At 41.6% G+C, this 17637-nt stretch carries 16 protein-coding genes; 5 read left to right on the forward strand and 11 right to left on the reverse strand.

Going from position 1 to position 17637, the window contains the following annotated elements; genetic code table 11:
* Window positions 1–199: 199 nt before the first annotated feature.
* Together PSH48_RS07085 and PSH48_RS07090 are read left to right on the forward strand one after the other, a co-directional pair.
* Window positions 200–787: a DUF4202 domain-containing protein gene (locus PSH48_RS07085; protein ID WP_273611218.1), complete on the forward strand. Its 588-nt coding sequence runs from the start codon at window positions 200–202 to the stop codon at window positions 785–787.
* A gap of 31 nt (window positions 788–818) precedes the next feature.
* Window positions 819–1319, forward strand: a complete 501-nt coding sequence (locus PSH48_RS07090; RefSeq protein ID WP_273611219.1) for a TFIIB-type zinc ribbon-containing protein — start codon at window positions 819–821, stop codon at window positions 1317–1319.
* A 109-nt stretch (window positions 1320–1428) separates the two neighbouring features.
* On the opposite strand, the gene der is transcribed toward PSH48_RS07090, so the two are convergent.
* The 9 genes from der to ndk form a co-directional block, all read right to left on the reverse strand.
* Window positions 1429–2895, reverse strand: coding sequence for a ribosome biogenesis GTPase Der (der, locus tag PSH48_RS07095; protein WP_004586988.1), 1467 nt, complete (start codon window positions 2893–2895; stop codon window positions 1429–1431).
* Window positions 2896–2969: 74 nt separating this feature from the next.
* Window positions 2970–4148, reverse strand: a complete 1179-nt coding sequence (gene bamB, locus PSH48_RS07100) for an outer membrane protein assembly factor BamB (protein WP_004586989.1) — start codon at window positions 4146–4148, stop codon at window positions 2970–2972.
* Window positions 4149–4158: 10 nt separating this feature from the next.
* The gene (locus PSH48_RS07105; RefSeq protein ID WP_273611220.1) at window positions 4159–4779 is read right to left on the reverse strand and encodes a YfgM family protein; all 621 of its coding nucleotides are present in this window, start codon (window positions 4777–4779) and stop codon (window positions 4159–4161) included.
* Between the two features lie 19 nt (window positions 4780–4798).
* A complete protein-coding gene (gene hisS, locus PSH48_RS07110) occupies window positions 4799–6079 on the reverse strand; it encodes a histidine--tRNA ligase (RefSeq protein ID WP_004586991.1) in 1281 nt (426 codons plus the stop codon).
* A 281-nt stretch (window positions 6080–6360) separates the two neighbouring features.
* Entirely contained in the window at window positions 6361–7479 is a 1119-nt protein-coding gene (gene ispG, locus PSH48_RS07115; RefSeq protein WP_138576648.1) for a flavodoxin-dependent (E)-4-hydroxy-3-methylbut-2-enyl-diphosphate synthase, read from the reverse strand.
* 5 nt (window positions 7480–7484) lie between these two features.
* On the reverse strand, window positions 7485–8381 hold the full coding sequence (locus tag PSH48_RS07120; protein ID WP_273611221.1) for a RodZ domain-containing protein: 897 nt from the start codon (window positions 8379–8381) through the stop codon (window positions 7485–7487).
* Window positions 8378–10243, reverse strand: a complete 1866-nt coding sequence (gene pilW / locus PSH48_RS07125; protein WP_273611222.1) for a type IV pilus biogenesis/stability protein PilW — start codon at window positions 10241–10243, stop codon at window positions 8378–8380. The genes PSH48_RS07120 and pilW overlap by 4 nt, the downstream gene beginning before the upstream one ends.
* 126 nt (window positions 10244–10369) lie before the next feature.
* Window positions 10370–11500: a bifunctional tRNA (adenosine(37)-C2)-methyltransferase TrmG/ribosomal RNA large subunit methyltransferase RlmN gene (locus PSH48_RS07130; protein ID WP_273611223.1), complete on the reverse strand. Its 1131-nt coding sequence runs from the start codon at window positions 11498–11500 to the stop codon at window positions 10370–10372.
* Between the two features lie 183 nt (window positions 11501–11683).
* Window positions 11684–12115 (reverse strand): nucleoside-diphosphate kinase, encoded by a 432-nt coding sequence (ndk, locus tag PSH48_RS07135; protein WP_004586996.1) that lies wholly within the window; start codon window positions 12113–12115, stop codon window positions 11684–11686.
* A gap of 217 nt (window positions 12116–12332) precedes the next feature.
* Between ndk and trhP the strand changes: the two genes are divergently transcribed.
* The 3 genes from trhP to PSH48_RS07150 all read left to right on the forward strand — a co-directional run bounded on the left by trhP (window position 12333) and on the right by PSH48_RS07150 (window position 15748).
* Entirely contained in the window at window positions 12333–13724 is a 1392-nt protein-coding gene (gene trhP / locus PSH48_RS07140) for a prephenate-dependent tRNA uridine(34) hydroxylase TrhP (protein ID WP_273611224.1), read from the forward strand.
* A gap of 660 nt (window positions 13725–14384) precedes the next feature.
* The gene (locus PSH48_RS07145; protein ID WP_273611225.1) at window positions 14385–14777 is read left to right on the forward strand and encodes a hypothetical protein; all 393 of its coding nucleotides are present in this window, start codon (window positions 14385–14387) and stop codon (window positions 14775–14777) included.
* A 737-nt stretch (window positions 14778–15514) separates the two neighbouring features.
* Window positions 15515–15748, forward strand: coding sequence for a hypothetical protein (locus tag PSH48_RS07150; protein WP_273611226.1), 234 nt, complete (start codon window positions 15515–15517; stop codon window positions 15746–15748).
* 59 nt (window positions 15749–15807) lie between these two features.
* Here the strand turns inward: PSH48_RS07150 and PSH48_RS07155 are convergent, their stop codons facing one another.
* On the reverse strand, window positions 15808–16662 hold the full coding sequence (locus PSH48_RS07155; RefSeq protein ID WP_273611227.1) for a hypothetical protein: 855 nt from the start codon (window positions 16660–16662) through the stop codon (window positions 15808–15810).
* A 61-nt stretch (window positions 16663–16723) separates the two neighbouring features.
* Complete coding sequence (locus PSH48_RS07160; RefSeq protein ID WP_273611228.1) at window positions 16724–17542, reverse strand: AAA family ATPase; 819 nt, start codon at window positions 17540–17542, stop codon at window positions 16724–16726.
* Between the last annotated feature and the right edge of the window lie 95 nt (window positions 17543–17637).

Here is a 17637-nt window from a genome sequence, read left to right on the forward strand (position 1 = left end):
AGTTAGTCGCGCTTTTTTATTTTAATTTGTGCTCAATATAGTACCAAGTTAACTTTATTAATGCGCTTACTTTTATAACTTGTACCTCTAGGCTTTACTTTTTGATTGAACAAATTTCACTGCGTAACTGAGTGGCGCACTAGTTTATTGTTTTATCAGCGTTTAGAATGATTAAAACTTACTATAAAAAATGACCGTCATGTTTAATAAAGTAATCGCCTTAATTGATGAAGCAAACAACCAAGACCCAAACAGTGAGCAGTTTAATGGGGAGAGTGTTCCAAAAGAGTATTTATACTCACAGCGTATGAGCGAAATGCTTAGCCGTTTTAACCCAGGTGCTGACGAGCTTATGCAAATTGCAGTGCGTGGGCAGCATATACAACGTTGGAAGTCGCCGCGTAGCGACTTTGCAATGAACAAGCAAGGCTATCATCAGTGGCGCAGTGCTCTTTATATATTTCATGCAAGTAGTGTTGTTGCGCTTATGCAGCAAGCTGGATACAGCGATGCTGAGCAAAACAGAGTGTACGATGCAGTTGCTAAAAAAAATATTAAACGTAACCCTGATAGCCAATTAGTAGAAGACGTAGCAAGCCTGGTATTTATTGAGCATTACATGCTCGGGTTTGCTAATAGTAAGCCTGATTACGATGAGCAAAAATGGATAGGTATTATTCGCCGTACATGGCAAAAAATGTCAGATGACGCGCATGAGTTTGTACTTGCAGGTAATATTACATTACCAGCGCCGCTTGTTGGGCTTATTCATAAAGCGCTTGAGTAAAAGAACATAAATAAATAAAAAGGAATTTTAAATGTATTGTCCTCGTAGTAATACGCCACTTGAACCTTTACTTGTTGGCGGCATTACTGTTTTTACGTCAGCGCAAGGCGGCGTATTTTTTGATAACAGCCAAATTTTTAAGTTTAGCTCGCCTGAGTTAAAGCATGGTCAGGTTCTACTTAAGTATTTGAGTAACTATACCGAAGGCGAGGGCGAAGTCTCATCGCGAGTAAATTGCCCAAAGTGCCCAAGCATAGTAATGATGCGCCGGTTTTTTTCACCGCTCAAAGTGGTTGAGATAGACGAGTGCCCAGGTTGCGCTGGCATATGGCTTGATAGCGGCGAGCTTGCAAAAATACACGAAAACCATTTAACACCCAAAGAGCGAAAGCTGTTAGCCCACGAAATGGCCACCAATCATGGGTTTATATCTATTAAGCCGCCAAAATCTAAGTATTACCCCAAAGCGCCTAAAAATACCCAAGACACCACCGTTGAGCGGTTGGTGCAATTGGCATTACTTAATCTTTAATACCCAGCCTCAAAATAAATCACTTAATTAAGCTAATTGGTATAAAGCATAAAAAACGGCGTACTAAAAAGTACGCCGTTTTTTTGTAATAAATTAACGTTTATGCAGTTTATTTATTACGGTTTTCTTTTGCAAAGGCACGTATTTTACGCTTTTGCGAAAGCGTTACTTTGTTAGTACGCCCTGCAAATGGGTTATCACCTTCTCTAAATTCAATTTTGATCGGGGTGCCCATAATTTTAAGTGCTTTACGGTAATAGTTCATAAGGTAGCGTTTGTAGCTATCTGGTAAATCGTGAACTTGGTTACCGTGAATTACAATACGTGGCGGGTTATAACCACCGGCATGCGCATATTTAAGCTTAACACGACGACCACGAACAAGTGGCGGCTGATGATCGGCCTGTGCCATGTCCATAATACGGCGTAGCATTGCGGTGCTAATACGTTTAGTTGCTGACTCGTACGCTTCATCAACCGATTCAAATAAATGACCAACACCTGTACCGTGAAGTGCAGATATAAAGTGTAAGCGTGCAAAGTCAATAAAGCCTAAACGGCGATCAAGCTCTGTTTTAATTCGATCTTTAACGTAATCATCAAGCCCATCCCATTTGTTCACGGCAATAACCAATGAACGACCTGAGTTAAGCGCAAAACCTAATAAGCTTAAGTCTTGATCAGAAATACCATCGCGAGCATCAACAACCAGTAATACTACGTTGGCATCTTCAATGGCTTGAAGCGTTTTAATTACTGAGAACTTTTCAACTACGTCGCTTACTTTTTTACGCTTACGAACACCTGCGGTATCTATTAAAATATATTCTTTGTCGTTACGGGTCATCGGAATATAAATAGAGTCGCGGGTGGTGCCTGGCATATCGTATACAATTACACGTTCTTCACCGAGTATACGGTTTGTAAGTGTAGACTTACCTACGTTAGGACGACCAATAATAGCCAGTTTTACTGGTTTATCGGCAAACGCTTGATGGTCTGTATCGTCGCCTTCAGCTTCTTGATAAAGGTCGATTAACTCTTCATCGTCATCAGCAACGTCTTCATCTAGTGCTGCAAGCTCTGCAATTACAGGCTGTAAAGTGTGCTCTAAAAGCTGAGTAATACCACGCCCATGTGCTGCTGCAATATGGTGAATATTACCTAATGATAATTGATAAAATTCTGCACAGTTTGAGTCGGCGTCAATGCCATCTGTTTTGTTGGCAACCACAAAGCTTTTTTTCTCTTGCTTGCGCAAGTGATTAGCAATGGCTTGGTCAGCAACGGTCATGCCTACGCGGGCATCAACCAAAAACAACACAATATCGGCTTCTTCAATGGCAAGTAACGACTGGTCGGCCATTTCGGTTTCGATGCCTTCTTCAGAGCCATCAATACCACCCGTGTCTACCACGATAAATTCATAGCCATCGTAATTAGCTTGGCCATATTTTCTATCTCGTGTTAAACCTGGAAAATCGGCTACGAGTGCATCACGAGTACGTGTTAAACGGTTAAATAATGTGGATTTGCCCACATTGGGTCGCCCAACTAGAGCGATCACGGGAAGCATAAACTACCTCTTTAAAAAACAACAAAAGGCTTCGCAGTGCGAAGCCTTACAAAAAACCTTTAAGTGTTAGCTAGTTAGTTAGGGGTGTTTACCACACTAACTTCACCATCACGGGTGTATAAAATTAGCTTGTCGTCGGCTACAACCGGCTCAACAAAAAAGCCTGAGCTGTCAAATTCTTCACGAGATACTAACTCGCCAGTGTCTTTGTTTAGCCAATGTAGGTTACCTTCTTGGTCACCTAAAGCTAAGTGGCTACCTGCAACTGCAGGGCCTGTTAGGTACCATCCACGTAGAGCGGGTTGGCTCCAACGTTCAATACCTGAATTTTTATCTAATGCGTAAATTACGCCTTCGCTATCTACTAGGTAAATAGTTTGTGCATCCATCGCTATTTCGCGGTAGCTGCTGTATTCACGTTTCCATACAACATTGCCTGAGCGAATATCTACCGCTGCTAGGTTACCGTTGTATGCAATAGCATAAGCGTAAGGGCCGCTAATAATAGGTTGTGTGTCTACATCAACCAAACGCTCAAATTCTGATGCGCCTTTAGCAACGGCAATTTCTGCACTCCATGCTGAATAACCGCTCTCAGAAATGAGTACACTTAATTTACCTGTTTCTAAGCCTACTAACACACCACCGTTTGCAACTGTTGGCGAGCTTTGGCCACGCAATGTAAGCGGTGGTACTTCTTGTTCGAAGTTCCAGCGTTCTTCGCCTGTATCTGGGTGCAGTGCTAATAGTTTACCCGAGCCTAAATTAACAAAAATTAGGCCATCGCCAGCAGCTGGTTTTGATAACGCTTCGCCTGGCACATTTTTACGCCATACTTCTTCACCCGTTTCGCGGTCAAGGGCAATAATAAATCCGTGCTCAGAGCCTACGTAAATTTTACCATAAGCTTGTAATATACCGCCTGATAATTTAGCTGTGCCGTTATCTGACCATGGCCAAAACGATAAATCTTCACGTACGTCGGTTTCCCATAACGTGTCGCCATTGGTAAGCGAAAGCGCTTCAATTTGGCCTTCGCGGCTAGCTACATAAATAGTGTCTTTGTATACAGCAGGCGATAAGCGAGAAAAATAATGTTCTACACCACTGCCAACCGACTCTTGCCACACTACGTCTGTTTCAAATTGATTAACAATTTCAGGAAGTACTAACTCGTCTTCGTCATCACTTGATGAACAACCCATTAGCGTTGCCATGCACAGTGCGAGAGTTGCTGTTGTTATTTTTTTCATACCTAAAACCTTATGCCGCTGGGCTAGTTACTGCTAGGTCGTCTAATTTAATTTGTAATAAAGGGTTTGTAGTTAAACCGCCAGCATCGGCAGCTGCTTGATACGCAGTGCGAGCTTGGTCTTTATTACCTTGTGCAATGTAAATATCGCCTTTTAGCTCAGCTACATTGGCGTTATATGCCTCTGGTAGGGGTGAGTTTAATGTACTTAGGGCTTCGTCGAATTTACTTTGCGCAAGTTGAATACGTGCTAAACGCGTAATGGCAATGGCTTTAAGCTCTTCGCTTTGGGCGTTTGTAACAATCCAGCTAAGTTTTTCGCTAGCAAGGTCTAATTTTTTTGCATCAACAGCGTCTTTTGCCGCAACAAAAGCGGCTAAAGTTGCATAGCTTGTGTCTTGGTTGTTTTTAATGAATGTATCGGCTGCGCCAAGTACATTGTCACTTTGTACAAGTGTTGTATATTCGTCAGACGCTTGCTCAGCAGTTGTAATTTGGTTTTGGTTGTATGCTTTCCAACCGTATAAGCCGCCTAAACCTACAATTACACCTAGCGCAAGTGAAATACCGTTTTCGCGAAAAAAGCGCTTAATGGCTTCTGCTTGTTGTTCTTCTGTTGAATAAATGTCCATTATTACCTCTTAAGTTAGCTTAGCTATTGATAAGCTCAGCTAATAGCGCTTTAGCTTGTTCTAATTCTAGTGTGACTTGCTCTTTACGCTCACGTAAATATTTGATGGTCACAACGCCTTTTTCTAATTCATCTTCGCCAATAATAACAGCCACTAGTGCATCGCTTTTATCAGCTCGTTTTAGTTGTTTTTTAAAGTTACCGCCGCCGGCATGCACCATAACGCGTAAACCGGGTACGTCGCTACGCAGTTGCGCTGCAATGGCAGGGGCTTGTACGCTGGCTTTGTCGCCCATTGCCGCTAAATATACATCAGCATTGCGGCGAATGTCACCTACACACTCAAGTGCTTGTAGTAACAGTACTAAGCGCTCTAGACCCATAGCAAAACCAACTGCGGGCGTTGCTTTGCCGCCAAGTTGCTCAACTAAGCCATCGTAGCGTCCGCCAGCACACACTGTACCTTGTGCGCCTAGGCTATCTGTTACCCATTCAAATACTGTGCGGTTGTAGTAGTCTAAACCACGTACTAACTTTTCATTAACCGTGTATATGACGCCAGCTGCGTCTAAACGTTCACATAAATTTGCAAAATGTTCTTTTGATTCAGCATCTAAATGCTCAGACAATTTAGGCGCATCCACTAAGATTGCTTGCACGTCTGGGTTTTTGCTATCAAGTACACGCAATGGGTTTGAGTACATACGGCGCTTTGAATCTTCATCAAGCACGTCGGTATGCTGTTCAAGGTAGGCAACGAGTGCATCGCGGTAATCAGCACGTGCTTCGTTAGAGCCTAACGAGTTAAGCTCTAAACGTACGTGTTCGTTAATGCCAAATGCTTTCCATAATTGCGCGGTAAGTAAAATAACTTCTGCGTCTATGTCGGCTGTGGCAATACCAAATGTTTCTAAACCAAATTGGTGAAACTGACGGTAGCGGCCTTTTTGAGGGCGCTCATGACGAAACATCGGGCCCATGTACCACAGGCGCTGCTCTTGGTTATAAAGCAAGCCATTTTGGTTACCTGCACGTACACACACTGCGGTGCCTTCTGGGCGAAGGGTTAGCATGTCGCCGTTACGATCGGCAAAGGTGTACATTTCCTTTTCTACTATATCGGTTACTTCACCAATAGAGCGTTTAAATAAGTCGGTTGATTCTACAATAGGAAAACGAATTTCTTGATAACCGAACGATGCTACTGTCTCGCGTAAAATGTTTTCTACTTTCTGCCAAACTTGCGTGTCGCCCGGCAGACAATCGTTCATACCGCGAACTGCCTGAATTTGTTTTGCCACTGATAAATCCTAATTACTGTTTATGTGTAATAAAAAAATGCTTACACAACAAGAATGCTAAAAATTGACCCGTCATTATATACCCAAATGACCCCATGATGCGAGCGTCGTTGGAATTAAAAGCGATTTAGGCAAGGCATTGATTGAAAGTAATAGTGGTTCTATTGTTAAAATCAATAACGCAGTATAAATCGCTGAATTCTGTATCTTGGGGTCGTTTGGGTATCCTCTAGCTATAAAGGTAAACGCCAAACAGCGTGGTTTGGCGCTTTATACGGTATTTATTCGACTATTTTAATGTCGATAGGTGTTTGCTGCTCTTTTTGAGCAATAAAGTCGCGCACGTAGCCTTCAAGCTGGTCAACAATGTTGTTGTTATCAATACGCGCTTTTTGACGCTCGCCATTAATGTATAAACCTGAGCGGCGGTTTGCACCGGCAAGGCCAATATCACTAACAAGGGCTTCGCCTGGGCCATTAACTACACAGCCAATTACCGAAACAGACATTGGCTCAACAACATCTTCTAGGCGCTCTTCAAGCTGGTTCATGGTGCCCACTACATCAAACTCTTGACGTGAGCAGCTAGGGCAGGCAATAAAGTTAATACCGCGAGAGCGTATACGCAGCGATTTTAAAATATCAAAACCTACTTTGATTTCTTGAACTGGGTCGGCAGCAAGTGATACACGTAGCGTATCGCCAATACCTTCGGCAAGTAACATGCCTAAACCTACAGCCGATTTAACCGAGCCTGAGCGCATACCGCCGGCTTCGGTGATCCCTAAATGCAGGGGTTGATCTATTTCTTTAGCAAGTAAGCGATAAGCGCCTACAGCTAAAAATACGTCTGATGCTTTTACCGATATTTTAAATTGGTCAAAATCAAGGCGGCGTAATATATCTACATGGCGCATTGCTGATTCAAGTAATGCCTCGGGAGTTGGCTCGCCGTATTTTTCTTGTAGGTCGCGCTCTAATGAGCCGCCATTTACACCAATACGAATAGGAATATTATGCTCGCGCGCTGAGTCTACAACGGCTCTAATACGCTCTTCACTGCCTATATTTCCTGGGTTTATACGTAGGCAATCCACGCCGTATTTTGCCACTTTTAACGCTATGCGGTAATCAAAGTGAATATCGGCTACAAGCGGTATACTAACTTGCTCTTTTATACTTTTAAACGCTTCTGCTGCATCCATAGTTGGTACAGATACACGCACTATATCGGCGCCGGCATCTTGTATTGCTTGGATTTGCGCTACCGTGGCATCTATATCCATGGTGTCGGTATTGGTCATCGACTGCACGGCAATAGGGGCACCGTCACCAATAGGTACGTTGCCTACATTGATGCGGGTTGATTTTCTGCGTTTAATTGGAGATTCTGAAAACATAGCGACTACTCTGCTAATGGTAATTTAAATTTGGCTAAACGATTTTTAGGATAACCAGAAATATCAACTGGTTCGCCGTTTAGAGAAACACTAACTACGTCGTGCTTACCTAGCACAACTGAAAAAGGCGGGGTACCGCTTACAGCCATTTTATAGCCTGCTTTTTTTACGCCAAATGCAATGCGCTCACCTTCGCCATCGTGTATTTCTACCCAGCTCTCATCGTTAAACACCATGTTAATTGTACTGATGTTACTTTGCGTGTCGGGCTCGTTAGTGGCTGTTTGGGTGCTAGCGGCAATAGGCGCCGTGGCATTAACGGCTTCACTTAAGGGGACTTGTTCAGCGCTTATAGGCATTACAGCCGGTGTGCGCTCAACTGCCTGTGTTGCTTGCATTTGCGAGGTGTTCTCGCTTTCGTTATTTAGCGCGTTGTTATTTTGCTGGTTATCTAAAATTGAATTTTCAAGATTGATTGTGCTTGTTTGCTCATCGATAGGCGTAGCATTTTGCCAAAACCATAAGGCAGATGAGCCAATAACAATGGCTAAAATAATGTAGCTCACCAGCATTAGGCGGCTGTCGTGGGCTTCTTTTTCTGTGCGGCGCGAAAAGCTTTGCATGTTAGCCGGCTTTGTAGGCTCGGGCGGTGCTGGCAATTTAGCTAATATAGGGGCGCTATCGAGGTGTAGTTCACGGCAATAGTTTTTAATGTAGCCTTTTACAAAGGTAATAGGGCCTAACGTTTGGTACTGATCGCTTTCTAAGCGTTGCAGCTGAGAAATAGAAAGCTTAAGTGGGCCAGTAAGTGACTCTAAGCTTACATTAGCCTGCTCTCGGTGCGCTTTTAATAGTTGCCCAACACTTGGCTCATCGCTTTGTTGCGTAGTTTCTTCTGTCATAATAGGTACGAATTTGGATCCACTAGTAATAGTCTGTGCCCAGGTGTAAGTTCTATATCTGGGCTTAATTTATTCCATCGCATTAATTCATCAATTAATACATGCCGCTGGGTAGCTATGTCGTAAAGGGTATCGCCAGCTTTAATCTCGTAATAAATATTAGGATCGTTTAAGTAAATTTTACTTCCGTTGATAACACGATCCGACTCCTTTAGACCATTCCACTGCAGGAGTTTTTGTAGTTTAACATTGTATCGCACTGAAATGCTAAATAGGTTTTCACCAAACTCAATAATATGAAAAGGCACCTTTAAAGGGGGTACTTTTGGATTAAGCATGGGGGGCTCTTGTTTTACACTTGGTTGGTAGTTTTTCAGTGTAATGTCGTTACTGTCGCTGTATGGGTTATTACTAAATACCGCACTGTCTTTTTTAGCCTCATAAAATACTACCGAATTATTTAAGCCCGTATTTTGTGGGCCATTTGCAGCAGGGCGTGTATTTTGTGGGGTGTTAAAGTTAGCTTGTTTGGGCGCACCAAATGAAATTATTTTTACTTCGTCATCATCTTTGGGTGTTTGTTTAGCGACGGCTTTTGGCGGCTCAGCTGTGGGTGTAGACGTTTGTTGCGCTTGGTGATCCGTTGTTAAAGCCAAAAGCACCGCTGCGGTATCTGTATTAGATTCTGCAGGCGCAGATGTTGTAGTTGCTACTTGGGCAGTATTTGTTACGGTTGGAGCCGCTGCCGCAGCTGGCACTACTGCTTTTGTTGTTGTAACTACTTCAGCCTGCGTTGGTTGAGCCGCAGGCGTGAGAGTGGCAGCGTCATCATTTTGCTCAGCTACGGTTTTTTGTTTGTTTGCTGCGGCAATGGTTGCCTGTGCTTTTGCCGTCTCATTTAATACTGGGCTTGAAGGCTCAACCCCTGGAGAAATTAAGCTGGTCGAATTATCGGTAGTTGGGCGCTTTTTTCGGATAATTTTAATTTTTGGTTGCTCAACACTGATTTGCTCTTCGCCATACTGCTCCTGAAGCTCTTCGAGTTGCGCTTTACGGTATTTTTCGCGCAGTATTTCAAACTCAGTTTGTTTAGTACGATTATCGCGAATAGCATAGGCTTGCTTACTTGTTGGGTAAGTTTGCATTATGGTGGCGGCAATTTTTTCTGCTTCTTCTATTCTGCCCATGCGCTGCTTAATTAAATAACCAAGCAATAAAGCACGTGCAGACACTCGGCCGGTGTCGTCATGGCGCTTTAATACTTCGCTGGCTTTATGTAAATCGCTTTTAGCATAAAAAAGGGCGGCTAAGCTTATTAGGGTCGATGTACGTTGCGAGCTGTGATTAAGTGCTTGTTTAAAGTAACTCTCTGCATTTTCAAAGTCGTTAAATTCTATGGCACATAATGCAAGGTTTTCGTAGCTTTCGGCAACGCGAATATAGCTTGGAATATCAATTGCTTTTAAAAACTGATCGGTCGCGCGGTCATACTCTTCAATACTACATAAAAACACACCGTAGTTATTAAGCGTGTTCGGATCGTCAGGCTTAATTGCTAATGCTTTTTGATAGGCTTTATCGGCACGCTCTTTTTCGCCTACTTGTTGGTAATAATAAGCAAGAGAGTAATGTACTTCAGGTAGATTTGGGGCAAATTCTATAGCTCGCTCAAGGTTATACTTTGCTTGCGAGTTGTTGCCAGTTTCTAAGTATTGTAAAGCGAGGGCGATACGAGTGCGTGCTGCGCCTGCATTATTGATTTTGTTTTCGACGACGGGTTTGTCACTGCCGTTATAACTACTTTCACTTACGCACCCTGTAAGGGCAAGTGTTGAAAGTGTTAAAGCAAGTAAAGATCGCATTACCTTGTCTCTGTTTTTCTATCCATAGCGCCTATCTTACCTAAAACCCTTAGTGTTGCATCATTTATTTAAAAATAAACAACTTAACCACCCTGCATAGGGAATATACACAGGGTGGTTACAGGCTTATGCTTGCTGGATATTTACGCTAATTACGTTATCGTCGCGCATTTTCTTTTTCGCCATACGTTTAGTACGGTCAACAACATCGCCGGCTAATTGCCCACAGGCGGCGTCAATATCGTCACCACGAGTACGACGAACAATACACGTAATACCCGCAGCTTGTAAAACCTTAGAAAAACGGTCAATACGGCTGTTGCTAGAGCGTGTGTATTCGTTACCCGGGAACGGGTTAAACGGAATAAGGTTAACTTTAGAAGGTGTACCTTTAAGCGTTTTAACCAGCTCATGTGCTTGGTCGGTGCTGTCGTTAACGCCATTTAGCATAACGTATTCAATGGTCACGTCTTTATTTGCTTTAGAGCCATCGATATAACGACGACACGCGGCTAAAAATTCTTCAATTGGGTACTTTTTATTAATTGGTACAAGTACGTCACGTAGAGCGTTATCGGGTGCGTGAAGAGAAATAGCAAGTGCTACGTCTATTTTTTCTTTTAATAAATCAAGCGCAGGTACAACCCCTGAGGTACTTAATGTTACGCGGCGCTTAGATAAGCCAAAGCCCCAGTCGTCCATCATTAGTTCCATTGCCGGCACTACGTTTTTAATATTAAGTAGAGGCTCGCCCATACCCATCATTACTACGTTGGTAACTGGGCGTTTTTCGCTATTGCCATCAAGGCCTATGTCTTTAGCTACACGCCAAACTTGGCCAATAATTTCAGACACTTTAAGGTTACGGTTAAAGCCTTGTTGCGCAGTTGAACAAAACGTACACTCAAGGGCACAACCCACTTGCGAAGATACACACAAAGTGGCGCGGTCTTTTTCTGGGATCCATACAGCTTCAACTTCTTGGCCGCCATCAAGCACTAATGCGTACTTAATTGTGCCGTCGCTTGCTTGCTGGCGAACAGAGATTTCTGGCGCAACAATTTCGCATTCGTTTTTAAGCTTTTCTTTAAGCTTTTTATTAACGTTGCTCATGTCGTCAAAGTTATCAACGCCAAAATGATAAATCCATTTCATCACCTGGTCGCCACGAAATGGCTTTTCACCGAATGATACAAATAGCTCGCGCATTGCATCTCGGTTTAAATCTAATAAGTTAATCTTTTTTTGCTCGGTCATGAAACAACCTCAATCGGTGACGGTGGAGATAAAATTTACAAGGGCGAATTGTACACAATTCACCCACTTTAATCATTAAGTAAAATATCAAAATGCACTTAAGGATACTTTACGTAATGACTAAAAAAGGGCTCGAAAGCCCTTTTCTTACTTTGCATTACAGCGTTAACTGTAAAACTCGAATTAACGAGTACGTGGGCAAAGCTCTTCGTCAGCGAAGAAGTACGCGATTTCGCGAGCAGCAGATTCAACAGCGTCAGAACCGTGAACAGCGTTTTCGTCGATGCTATCAGCGTAGTCTGCACGTAAAGTACCAGCTAGTGCTTCAGCAGGGTTAGTAGCACCCATGATTTCACGGTTTTTAAGAACAGCGTTTTCGCCTTCAAGAACGGTAACCATTACTGGACCAGATGTCATGAAAGATACTAAAGCACCGAAGAAAGGACGCTCGCTGTGCTCTGCGTAGAAACCTTCAGCTTTCTCTTTTGAAAGGTGAACCATTTTAGCTGCAACGATTTTAAGACCCGCAGTTTCGAAACGGTTGTAGATTGCGCCGATGTGGTTTTTTGCTACTGCATCAGGTTTTACGATTGAGAAAGTACGCTCTAAAGCCATCTTTATGCTCCAATAATTTTTAAATAAAAGTGTGAATATTTACGGGCGCGAATTATACGCGTTTTAATTGAAAAAACCTAATTTTATTAAAAACCAGTTTGGTTGCAGTTTTATGATCTTGATCAAAAGCATAATGTTTAGCGCATTTATAATGCCGCGCTTGTAAATTAATTAATCATGCAACCGACTTATACTCGGTTAGCTGTACGGAGCGCATATGCCAGCTGTTTCTTCTGTAACCTCTTTTATTCCTGAACTGTTATCCCCTGCGGGGAGTTTAAAAAACATGCGCTACGCCTTTGCATATGGAGCTGATGCTGTTTACGCCGGCCAGCCTCGCTACAGTTTGCGGGTACGTAATAATGAGTTTGATTTAGAGACATTACAAATAGGGATTAATGAAGCCCATGCGCAAAATAAAAAGTTTTATGTGGTCTCTAATATTGCTCCGCATAACGCAAAGGTTAAATCGTATTTACGTGATATAGAACCTGTGATTGCTATGGGGCCCGATGCGCTGATTATGTCAGATCCTGGGTTAATTATGCTGGTACGTGAAAAGTGGCCAGCCATGCCTATTCACCTATCGGTGCAAGCAAATGTAGTTAATTATGCAAGTGTTCAGTTTTGGGCAAAACAAGGTATTGAGCGGGTTATTTTATCGCGCGAGCTCTCGCTTGAAGAAATAAAAGAAATACGCACGCTTTGCCCAAATACTGAGCTTGAGGTGTTTGTACATGGGGCGTTATGTATGGCGTATTCTGGGCGCTGTTTGCTCTCGGGTTATATTAACAAGCGCGACCCAAACCAAGGCACCTGCACGAATGCCTGCCGCTGGAATTACGATGTAAAACCGGGCGTTGAAAACGAAACGGGTGAGATGGTGCATAAAATTGATCCGAAACAGGTTATTCCTACCCTTGGTGAAGGTGCGCCAAGTAACGATGTATTTATGCTTGAAGAGCAAGGGCGCCCTGGTGAGTATATGCCAGCCTTTGAGGATGAACACGGCACTTATATTATGAACTCAAAAGATTTGCGCGCCGTGCAGTATGTTGAACAGCTTACAAAAATGGGCGTCCATAGTTTAAAAATAGAAGGGCGGACTAAATCGTTTTATTACGTAGCGCGCACCGCGCAAGTATACCGTAAAGCCATAGACGATGCGGCTTCGGGTAAACCATTCGATACTCACTTATTTAAAACACTTGAGAACTTAGCACATCGTGGTTATACCGAAGGCTTTTTAAAGCGCCATGCCCATCAAGATTATCAAAACTACGAATACGGTCACTCTGTATCTACTAAGCAGCAATTTGTTGGGGAAGTAATAGGGCGCTATGCTGATGGTTTAGTTGAAATAGAGGTAAAAAATAAATTCTGCGTTGGGCATTCTTTAGAGCTTATGACACCACAAGGTAACATTACTTTTGAGCTTGAATATATGCAAAACAAAAAGGGCGAAAGTATTACCGACGCCAAAGGCTCTGGGCATCACGTTAAAATTCGATTAGATACACGCATTAATTTAGAGCACGCAATATTAATGCGCAATTTAGATGAGCACCAAGATACCCGCAACCCCTATAAAAAATTAGCAAGTGAGTAAGCGCTAGCATGGCACTATTTATAAATAATAAATGCATTAACTGCGATGGTTATAAGGCTTTCAATTAAATCCATATAAAACAAGGTGTTGCTTTGTCGTGCTATGGTTTGTGCTACGATTTTTAGTAATTCACAAGCACCTAGCTAGTATCTTAAAAACAGCCTTAAAAGGCAAATTGTATTAACTGAATAGTTGAAATTTAAGACTTGTAGAGTCTTTGAATCTTATATTTGTGTTTTGTATGTTATAGAATTAATTTGGAAAAGATAATTGGTAGTTAATAAAAGTAAAACTTAGATTTTTCTTTTTTTAATCCTCACTTTAAAGTGCCTTATAGGGATCATTAAGCTGCATTTTGGGCCTTAAAGTGACATATAGGTCACTTTAACTGCCAGCGGTTATAGCAAAAAAGTTAAGTATTGCTTTTACTTAATCTACTTCCTTAGCTTGTTTAACAAGTCTAATTAGAATTATCGTCAACACAGCAGCCGGTAATAACCATATAAAATCACTCATTTCTAACCCTCAATACTTGAAACAATCTCTTAATCTTAATGTTCTTGATGTGTTTTGTAAATTTACGTCTCTTATCTATTACCTTTCAATTTTTCTCCTGATTTATGCCTAGTTAGTTGTAGGACAAATTAATGAGGAAAAATCATGAAAGACCAAAAATCACCGTTTATACGCCAATATGTACGCGCTAGTAAATCGCCTTGGGATGATAGCTCCACAATTTTGCTATTTGCTGATGTTATTGATAAGAAAACACTAGAGCTGGGCTTCACAAACTACATTTATTTACACCGAGATAGCGTGGGGAGTGTACTGGGTATTAGTATTTCTCAACAGTTATTAGCTGCTAATCCTGAGTTCTCAGAGCGGTATTTGGAAGGTGTTGAGATGTATGCCTTTTTACTCATACATATTGAAGACATAACAAACTTCTGTAGCTTGTTTAGTGCAGAATTTAAGCAGCTATTTATGATTAAACCCGATGTATATTTTGCAGCTGCAGAAGACAGTTGGTTACGGTTAATTGAAAGCTCTTAACTCTGGCGAGCCCTGGGCTCGCTTTTTTATGCTTATAAATGAGCTTAACTTTACTTTTCTTTGTCGTGCTTCATCGCGATATATGCAAAGCCAATAGTGAGGACTATCGCTGGAAAAATCATTATTAAAAATTCAGTCATAATTACTCTCCGACTATAAGTTATTATTAATAATAATGTTTGACGTGTACTTTGCAAGCACGGATATTTTTTCTGATTTCAATAAAGAAAATATTATCGAAGATTAAATTTATCTTTTAAAAAGTTGCTTTAGCGCAATAGAAAAGTAGTGGCTTGAAATATATTGAAAATATACAAACCCTAAGTGAACTACTGGGTACTCTTTGTAATTCTCCTGCAGCGAATGTAATTATTAATGTAAAGCCATAAACATACCTGCATATCCATTACCCCAAAAAATTGCACTCAGCTTGTCGCTATACAAGCTACATAATCTGAAGAGCTTAAAGGTGATTCACTGCACATCAAATGAGTCTCGTCATGCTATCTACTCAGTAGATGGTTGTGCAGGGGGAGGGCAATATAGCGATTGACCTGGCGGTAGGGCACGAATGCGTTGCCTTAATTGCATAATGTAACCTGACAAAATAACAAAGAGAGCGAACTTAGTTCGCTCTCTTTTATTTTTGTTATTGGTGTTTAAAGTAAGTCGAAAAGGCTAATAATTCCTCTGCTATGTACTTATATAAAGTGACAAGGACAAAAAGGACAATAGCTATGACTAAGATGAAATGGATTGAGTTTATCGCTAACGCTATAGCAGAAATATTTAGTATGTTTGGCTTTATATTTATTGCCTTCGGTTGGCTTTACTATAATGGGCTAATAAATAAAACCTATTTAATATTACCTACTATTCAATCTTATACGCTCACTGTAGCAGCTTGCTATATAGGGCATTTAACATTTAAAACAATTGCGCTGTATTGTAACTGCAATAAAAAACACTAAAGCATCAAACGATGCTTTTTTTATGAGGTAAACATATTATTTCACGTTCATATTTCGACTTAGGAATAAAACAGCGCTGTAATTTCATCACAAAATTTTGTGCGATACACAATCGCAGATTCTAGTAACTCAGCGTCTTCGTGAGTCATAAATGGTTGTTGGGTCTTCTTATTTATACGCTTTGGGAGCTCTGTCATTAACTGAGTGTGCAATCTTTTTATATCATCAAATATTTGCGTAGATTGTGAAAATATAAATACTTGTTGGTAATGGCCCGCTTTAAGGGATGCTAGGTACTTGAGCAGAATAGTCTGACGCGTCGATTTACTTTTAAATGAATTTTCAATCTCGATGGCAACGACGGTTCTATCTGGTAATACGGCCACACCGTCTACAATTCGCGCACTGCTTTGGTTATATAATCTTTTGAATTCTGGCTCAGATAAAAACCCTGCCCATAGCGGCCTATAAACGCCATCTGAGGTATGGTTATGTAAACCACGAAGGGCTATAAATGTGTTCATTAAGTCGTGCATTATGTGGTTGTGGTTAACCTGCAGTGCTGGGTTTGATTTTGAGCGAAAGTAAGTATCAATGCTGGTTTGCTCTTGTGCGTATTTAGCTCCTGAGTAAGTTGGAATATAAACCCGCCCATCAGGGCTTCTATGTGTAGGGACCATCGTTAACAGCTTTTCGTCTACTAACTTATTTAAATGGGCAAGCGCTTGAGGTTGACTAATATTATACAGCCAGCGAATAATCACTGGCGCAACAATAGAAAACCTGACCGCAATGAGGACTGTTAGAGCGGCGCGGTTTATACCCTTTTGGTAGTTGTTAGCACCTACATTATATCGCATATCAATGTCAAAATAGCGGGCGTATTGATGAGTATAGTCGTTATCGTTTTGCATTCGGGTTCACTAAATCAGGAGTCATAATTTATATAACTCCCGAGTATGCAAAATTGCTCGCTTATTTAGCGCGAATCATCAAAAATCGTCCCTCGTTATATACATCACCAAACGCGATACTCATAAGCTTTTCACTACTGGCGCCGTTACGTGATTTAGACTGCGCTATATCAACCACAGTCACTGCGTTAGTGCTCAGTTTTAAATCTTTTGCTGCGATGAGCACGTTATCAACAGCACGCGCAATTTCAGTATGGCCTCGGTAGTTTTTGCCTGTTTTATCTGTATGGTGCAGTATCAAAATCGCCTTACCTTCGTTTCGCAATGCGTCAATGCATTTGTTGTAATAGTTCCAGTCGTTTTGATTGAGCTCCTCTGCGGATGTATACAGTGCTGATAGGTTATCGAAAATCACTACATCGGCCCATTCAATATCACTAGCTAGTGCATCATAACCGTCAGGTGTTGCAAGGTCGGGCATTCCTCCTGGAATACTTTTTCTATGAATTACTCTAAAAAATGGGTCACCAGGCCCAGCGCCTATCGCGCTAAAAATACAAGCAAACCGCTGCTTTATCTGGTGTAAACCTAGTTCAGCATCAATATACAAAACTTTTTTAGCTTCGCACGGTTCATTACCAAAACTAGTAGTGCCAGCAGCAACACACGCTGCGATATACTGAGAAATATAGGTTTTTCCAGAGCCGGCTCCGGCAGCAAGTAGCGTAGCCTCTCCGGCCGTTAATATCGAAGGCACAATGATGCATGGTTGAGGAATGTCAGCCTGAACAATACTAAGTACGCTATCGGATTTTCTTAATTGGTGTAATGGATTAGGTGTGTTTGTTGAAAATTGTTGGGTATGTTTTTGGTCATTCATATTTATAAACTCCTATGAGGTTGCGATATTTCGGAATTTCTAAATAGGATGTCGGAAAACGAACTAATTGCGTTTTATGTAAAATTATCCAATTT

Source organism: Pseudoalteromonas sp. Angola-4 (assembly GCF_028599265.1).
Lineage (GTDB): Bacteria > Pseudomonadota > Gammaproteobacteria > Enterobacterales > Alteromonadaceae > Pseudoalteromonas > Pseudoalteromonas atlantica.